This window comes from Campylobacter sp. US53 (genome assembly GCF_004378995.1).
Taxonomy (GTDB): domain Bacteria; phylum Campylobacterota; class Campylobacteria; order Campylobacterales; family Campylobacteraceae; genus Campylobacter_D; species Campylobacter_D jejuni.
In genome coordinates this window covers 1-6,791 of the sequence record NZ_RYYH01000015.1, presented here as the reverse complement: position 1 = coordinate 6,791, position 6,791 = coordinate 1, and the positions used below count along the sequence as shown (strand labels likewise).

Sequence of the window (6,791 nt, the reverse complement as noted above, 5' to 3'; positions counted from 1 at the left end):
ATTTGTCCAAATTCATCATTGCTTTTTACTTCTATAGTAGAAACATTTTTTGTTTTATGGTTGATGAAGTCAAAGAAATTTTGTAAAGATTTAAAAATTGAATTAATTTTTGCACTTACCATATATTTTATACACATATATACAATAGCCGAAATTATAATTAAAAATATAACAACTACAGCAACTATAATTAATTGAAGATGATATAAAGGTTTTAAAATTGAATTTTTAGGGGTTGTTACAAGTATACTCCAATGACTTGAATTTTCTAATGTACTAAAGGAAGAAACCGAAGCATAACTAGTTAAACCTGTTGCCGTATAAAAATTATTGATTAAAATATCTCTATGTTCTTTAATAGCACTTAAGATAGGAGCTACAGAAGGAGAATGGTTGTATTCATTGATTTTTTGCAAAATTGCTTTAGGATTTTCATGAATAACAAATGTTCCATCATCTGTAAGTAGCAATCTTAAATCTCCTTCATGAAAATTTAAAGAAGGATCAAGTAAAGCTTTAGACATCTGTGAAAGCTCTAAAGAGAAACCAATAACTCCTGCAAAGTCTCCTTTTTGATTAAAAATAGGCATTCCTAAGTTTATTCCTAAAAATTCTCCATTACCATAATCAAGACGCTTAACTGAACCAAAAGTAATCTTTTGCTCTTTATTGTGCACATTGTTTTCAATTTTTGAGATTACAGGTATACTGTTATACATATTTTTATTTTGTATAAATGTTTTAATACCTCCGTCAATCCCCGGAGTTGAATCATTATAAACAATAGATAAATTTCCATTTTGAGTGTCTTTTTCTTTATTTCCTGATAAGACTGAAAGATCTTTAATGTACAAAAAAGCATAAGTGGTATGCATACTTGAATCTAATGTTTTTTTGGTTAAATTTTCCAATACATTAATGTCAATGTTCCCATTATCATTAATAACTTGTTGTATACTAGCACCTAATGCTTTAGAGAGTAAAAAAGGTTCATTAAGTGTGGATTGCATATAATTTACATATCTTTTTGAAGCTATATCTAGAGCAATTTCTGCTTCTTTTTCTATATTTTGAGAAACTTTCCATGATATGATGGCAATCATAAAGATTAAACTAACCATAACACTTCCAATTACTGAAAGGGTTAATTTAGTTCCGATAGATTTTAACATTGTCTTCCTTTCTTGTATATTTATTTTCTAAATTATAACTATAAAGTACTTAATTTTTTCTAAAAAAGTTATTAATTATTAATTAATATTTTATTAATATTAATTAATAATTAAATTAAATAGTGTTAAAATACATTTACATCAAGTTTATATTAAGGAATTAGTAATGAAAAAGATTTTCATTTCTTTTGTTGTCCTAGCGACATGTTTATGGGCAAAAAATACCGCCTATACCGATGAAGTTGTATTGCTTTATCTTAATAAAGATGATATTAAAGCCATAGGAAGACTTTACCTACAAATCCTTTTGAAGTGTTAAAAAGCGAAAATAACAGGGTTTTGCTAAAAATTGATGGTTATGTAAATCCTAAAGCACCTTCTGTAATTTATTTCAATAACTCTCAAAGAATTATTGTTGCAGCTTTTTCTAAAAATACAAAATTAAATTTCTCTCAAAAAATAACTGGAAAAGATGGAAAATGGGATAAGGTAAGTCTTGAAATTTGGGCAGATAAAAAAGAATTTGTCAAAGACAATAAAAAAATGTTAAATTGAGCCAAAGAGCTTTTTGTAAATAACTGCGGAATTTGCCACGCTATCCACAAAGAAAAAGAATTTACAGCTAATGCTTGGCCTACAATTTTCCGTTCTATGGCTGATAGAACAGGTATTGATAAAAAAGACAGATGGCTAGTTATAGAATACTTACAAAAAAACGCAAAAGATTTTAAAACAAAATAAGGAGAAAAGCATGCTAGATAGAAGAAAATTTTTAAAAATTGGAGCGAGCTTAAGTGCTTTACCTCTCATCCCAAGCTTAAGTGCAGGAAAAACAGTAGAAGCTTCAAAAGTTAGCCTTGGACTTGTAAAAAATGGAGAAGTGATCACCGCAGCACACTGGGGGATTTTAAAACTCACTATAAAAGATGGCAAAATAGTAAAAAGCGAACCTTGGGAAAAAGTTACAAAAATGGATAATCCTTTACAGCGCTACACTGCTGATATGGTTTATAAATCTCGTGTGAAATACCCTTATGTGCGTAAATGCTACCTTGAAAATCCTGACAATCCTAAACCTGAACTTCGTGGTAAAGATGAATTTGTCCGCGTAAGTTATGATGAAGCGATCAAACTTATCGCCAAAGAACTTAAAAAAACAAGAGATAGCAAAGGTGCAAGTGCAATTTTTGGTGGAAGTTATGGCTGGAAATCAAGTGGAAATATGCAAAACTCACGCATCTTGCTTCATAGATTTTTAAATGTAACAGGTGGATTTGTAGGAGCTACTGGGGACTATTCTACAGGGGCTTCTCAAGTGATTATGCCTTATGTTGTAGGATCGATTGAAGTTTATGAGCAACAAACCTCATGGGAAAATATCTTAAGTGATTCTAAATATGTTGTAATTTGGGGTGCTGATCCGCTTTCTACTTTACGCATAGCTTGGACTTCAAACGAACAAAGAGGTTTGGCATACTTTGAAAAACTTAAAGACAGCAAAATCAAAGTAATTTGTATAGATCCTGTAAAAACCACTACGGCGAAATTTTTAAATGCCAAATGGATAGCTCCACGCCCAAATACTGATGTAGCTTTAATGATGGGTATGGCAAGCCATTTAATCGCTAAGAAAAAAGTCAATTACGAATTTTTAGACACTTACACTACAGGCTTTGATAAATTTAAAGACTATTTAGAAGGCAAAGAAGATGGAGTGAAAAAAGATACCAAATGGGCAAGTAAAATTTGCGGTATCGATGAAAAAACTATCAAAAATTTAGCTGAAACTTTTTACGATAATCCTACTATGATTATGAGTGGTTGGGGTATGCAAAGAGCACATCATGGAGAACAACCTCACTGGATGCTAGTTACTCTTTGTGCGATGTTAGGACAAATCGGCACAAAAGGAGGTGGTTTTGGACTAAGCTACCATTATAGCAATGGCGGTGTTCCAACTTGCAAAGGCGGAGTGATCGGTGGTATGACAGCAGGTAGCTTAGGAATTTGGAAAAATGGTAAATTTAAAGGCTTAAGCAAAGCAGAAGCTTCAAGTGAAGGCGCAGAATGGCTTCAAAATGCAGCGAGTTATTCTTTCCCTGTAGCAAGAATCGCTGATGCTTTACTTCACCCTGGAAAAACCATAGATCACAACGGCTCTAAGCTTACCTATCCTGATATTGATTTTATTTACTGGGTAGGCGGAAATCCTTTAGTGCACCATCAAGATACCAACACTAATGTAAAAGCATGGAGAAAACCACGCACCGTTGTGGTAAATGAAATTTACTGGACTCCAACAGCTAAAATGGCAGATATTGTTATGCCTGTAACTTCATCTTATGAAAGAGATGATATTACCATGACAGGAGATTATTCAAATATGCATATAGCTCCTATGAAACAAGCAGTTGAGCCTGTGGGTGAAAGCAAAGATGATTATGTAATTTTCTCTGATATTTGTAAAATTTATGGAAAAGATGTCTTTAATGCCTACACAGAAAATGGCAAAAAAGCTAAAGATTTCATCAAAGAATACTACAACAGTGCCCTAAAACAAACTCAAAGTTTTGGCGAAGCTTTTGCTACTCCTATGCCAAGTTTTGAAGAATTTTGGGCTAAAAATGAACCAATCACTTTTGAACCAACAGCTGAAAGTTTAGAATGGACTCGTTTTTCAGAATTTATAGAAGATCCTATCTTAAATGCTCTGGGTACAGATTCAGGACTCATTGAAATTTACTCAGAAACGATTAAAAATTATAATTATGATGATTGCAAAGCCCATCCTACTTGGTTTGAGCCTATTGAATGGCTTGGAAATGCAAGTAAAGAAGCACCTTTCCACTTACTCACAAATCACCCAAGAGATCGCTTGCACTCTCAACTTTGCCACACAAGCTTAAGAGATACTTATGCAATAAAAGATAGAGAGCCGATTTTAATCAATTTTAAAGATGCAAAAAAACTTGGTATAAAAAATGGCGATGTAGTGCGTGTGTTTAACAAACGCGGTGAAGTTTTAGCAGGGGCTGTTGTAAGCGATGAAATCATGCAAGGGGTTGTAAGGCTTTGTGAAGGTGCTTGGTATGATCCTAATGAAAACGGACTTTGCAAATGTGGAAATGCAAATGTTTTAACCATGGATATGCCAACTTCAAAACTTGCCAATGGCAATATCTCTCATACAGGGCTCGTAAACATAGAAAAATTTAAAGGTGAACTACCAAAACTTACTGCCTTTAATGCGCCAAAAGGTGTGAATTAAATTGCAAGAAAGCCGCAAGGCTTTCTATTGTCCAAGCAAATTTAAACTTAAAGCCATTATTGCCATTCCTGTGATAAGTCCATATAAACTATCATGAGCCTTATCATAAGTTTTTGCAGCGGGCAAAAGCTCATCAAGAGATATAAAAACCATAATTCCTGCAATCACAGCAAAACTTATAGCTAAAGTAAGATCGCCTATAAAAGGCAATAAAATCAAAGCTCCAACAAAAGCACCCAAAGGCTCTGCAAAACCCGAAAGAGCTGAATAAATAAAAGCTTTTTTCTTATCTCCTGTAGCATGGTAAATTGGCAAACTCACAGCCAAACCTTCAGGGATATTGTGTATAGCCACAGCTATAGCTATAGCAATTCCTAAAGTAAGATTATCAAGACTTGAAATAAAAGTAGCAAAACCTTCAGGGAAATTATGTATAGCAATAGCCAAAGCTGTAAAAATCCCTGTGCGTTTTAAAGCTTTAGTATTGATCTGATGCAACTTTTCTCCAGGATGAAATTTCGGAGGATTTTGTCCTTTTTGGGGTAAGGGACAAATTTTTAACTCGCTTAAATCCTTTTTAGGCTCATGAGGATTGACATCTTCGGGGATTAATTTATCAATCAATAAAGATATTAAAATTCCACCAAAAAAACAAGCCAATCCCAAAAGCTCAGCCCAATGTGAATCATAGTGATTTTTAAAATCTTTAAGTGCAGTGGGTAAAATTTCCATGAAAGAAATGTATATCATTACTCCAGCTGAAAAACCAAGCCCTAAAGAAAGCACTCTTAAATCATCTTTTCTGGAAAAAAAGGCTATTATAGAACCTATAGCTGTAGAAAAACCTGCAAAAAGAGTCAATAGCATTGCGATAAAAATTTGTTCGAATGTAAATTGCATTAATAATTCTTAACTTCAATAAAATTTTAATATTTTAAATATTTATATTTATAAAAAGTTAACATACGGTAAAAATATAAAAGATATTAAAATTTTTAAGAACATTTTAAAAAATTATAGAATATCATATCGTCTTTTTTATAAATTTTTAAAAGTTAAGGAAAAAATATGAATTTTCGTTCTTTAAATATAAGTACTAAGCTTATTCTATCTGTAGCTATAGGGGTAATTTTAGGCATCATCGTATTAGTTTCAACAGTTTCCATATATATTTCTGAAAATATGGAGAAAGAGGCCAAAGATTCAATATTTTTAGCTTCAAAAAGATATACCAATTATATGGAAGGCATTCTAAATGAAACTGTTGCACTTACAAAAGGAACCGCAACTTCCTTAAATGATATGTTTGAACACAATAATCAAGTTGATGCTGATCTGATTGAAAGCTTAATGAAAAATTTATTTGATAGTAGTTTATATTCAGCTTATACTTTTTTGTATTTAAAAGATACTTCAGTGTTAGGGGATGCTCAAGGAATTGATAAAAGATACACAAGTTCTGATGGTAAAACTTTTGCTATGATTTATTTTGATCAAACCAGTGGAAAATCTGGAGGAATAGAAACGATTCAAACGCCAAATAATTTTGGTAATTTAAAGATTATAGAACAAGTAGAAAAAAACGCTAAATATGGAGATAAAGATAGTTTATTTGTTGGGCCACCAACTAAACTTAACTACGATGGAAAAGATTTTCTAGGTATTAATTTTGGAATGCCTATTTTTAATAATAAAGGTAAATTGATTGGAGTTGCTGGATATACTTTAGATTTTTCTGAAGTTTCTGAAACCATACTTGACCCAAAATTAGATTTTTTTGAAGGGGATTTAAGATTTTTAATGACTGATAAAGGTGTTATTACCATTCATAAAAATCATAATGCTATTTTAAAAACACTTGGCGATATAAATAAAGATCCCTCTGTGGAATTAGTCAATAATGCTGTTAAAGAACACAAAACTGTTATAATAGATGATTATGTTGCTTCAACTGGAGATTTAAGCTATGCATCCGTTTCATCTTTTAGCACTGCAAATAATTCAAGTCATTGGAGTATGGTTGTAACTGCTCCTAAAAATTCAGTTTTAGCACCTTTAAAGAAACTAGAAATTATTTTTATCATCATTTCTTTTTTTATACTACTTGTCATATTGATTATAGTTTATGTCTGCGTTAAAAAAATAGTTGGATCTAGAATTCCTGTTATTTTAAAATCTTTAGAAAATTTCTTTCATTTTTTAAATCACGAAAAACACGAAGTTGATTTAATTTCAATCAAAGCCGATGATGAACTTGGAAAAATGGGCAAAATGATCAACGAAAACATCCTTGCTACTAAAAAAGGTTTAGAACAAGACAATCAAGCCGTTAAAGAATCAGTTCAAACCGT

Annotated in this window: 2 protein-coding genes and 3 pseudogenes; 3 read left to right on the top strand and 2 right to left on the bottom strand. The window is 31.8% G+C overall.

The window, feature by feature from the left end; translation table 11 throughout:
• A pseudogene (locus ELQ05_RS08590) lies at positions 1 to 86 on the bottom strand (hypothetical protein); the annotation flags it as partial.
• Positions 87 to 1,338: 1,252 nt separating this feature from the next.
• On the opposite strand from ELQ05_RS08590, the pseudogene ELQ05_RS08035 reads away from it, so the two are divergent.
• Both ELQ05_RS08035 and ELQ05_RS08030 read left to right on the top strand, forming a co-directional pair.
• Positions 1,339 to 1,913 (top strand): annotated as a pseudogene (locus ELQ05_RS08035) (cytochrome C).
• A 10-nt stretch (positions 1,914 to 1,923) separates the two neighbouring features.
• On the top strand, positions 1,924 to 4,440 hold the full coding sequence (locus ELQ05_RS08030; RefSeq protein ID WP_134240074.1) for a molybdopterin guanine dinucleotide-containing S/N-oxide reductase: 2,517 nt from the start codon (positions 1,924 to 1,926) through the stop codon (positions 4,438 to 4,440).
• A 24-nt stretch (positions 4,441 to 4,464) separates the two neighbouring features.
• Here the strand turns inward: ELQ05_RS08030 and zupT are convergent, their stop codons facing one another.
• Positions 4,465 to 5,340, bottom strand: a complete 876-nt coding sequence (gene zupT, locus ELQ05_RS08025) for a zinc transporter ZupT (RefSeq protein ID WP_096702686.1) — start codon at positions 5,338 to 5,340, stop codon at positions 4,465 to 4,467.
• A gap of 168 nt (positions 5,341 to 5,508) precedes the next feature.
• Between zupT and ELQ05_RS08020 the strand changes: the two are divergent.
• Positions 5,509 to 6,791: pseudogene (locus ELQ05_RS08020) on the top strand (cache domain-containing protein); the annotation flags it as partial.

Bases quoted from the DNA above. Each gene is read 5' to 3' on its own strand.
- ELQ05_RS08030 (WP_134240074.1), top strand. From the start codon at position 1,924: ATGCTAGATAGAAGAAAATTTTTAAAAATTGGAGCGAGCTTAAGTGCT.
- zupT (WP_096702686.1), bottom strand. From the start codon at position 5,340: ATGCAATTTACATTCGAACAAATTTTTATCGCAATGCTATTGACTCTT.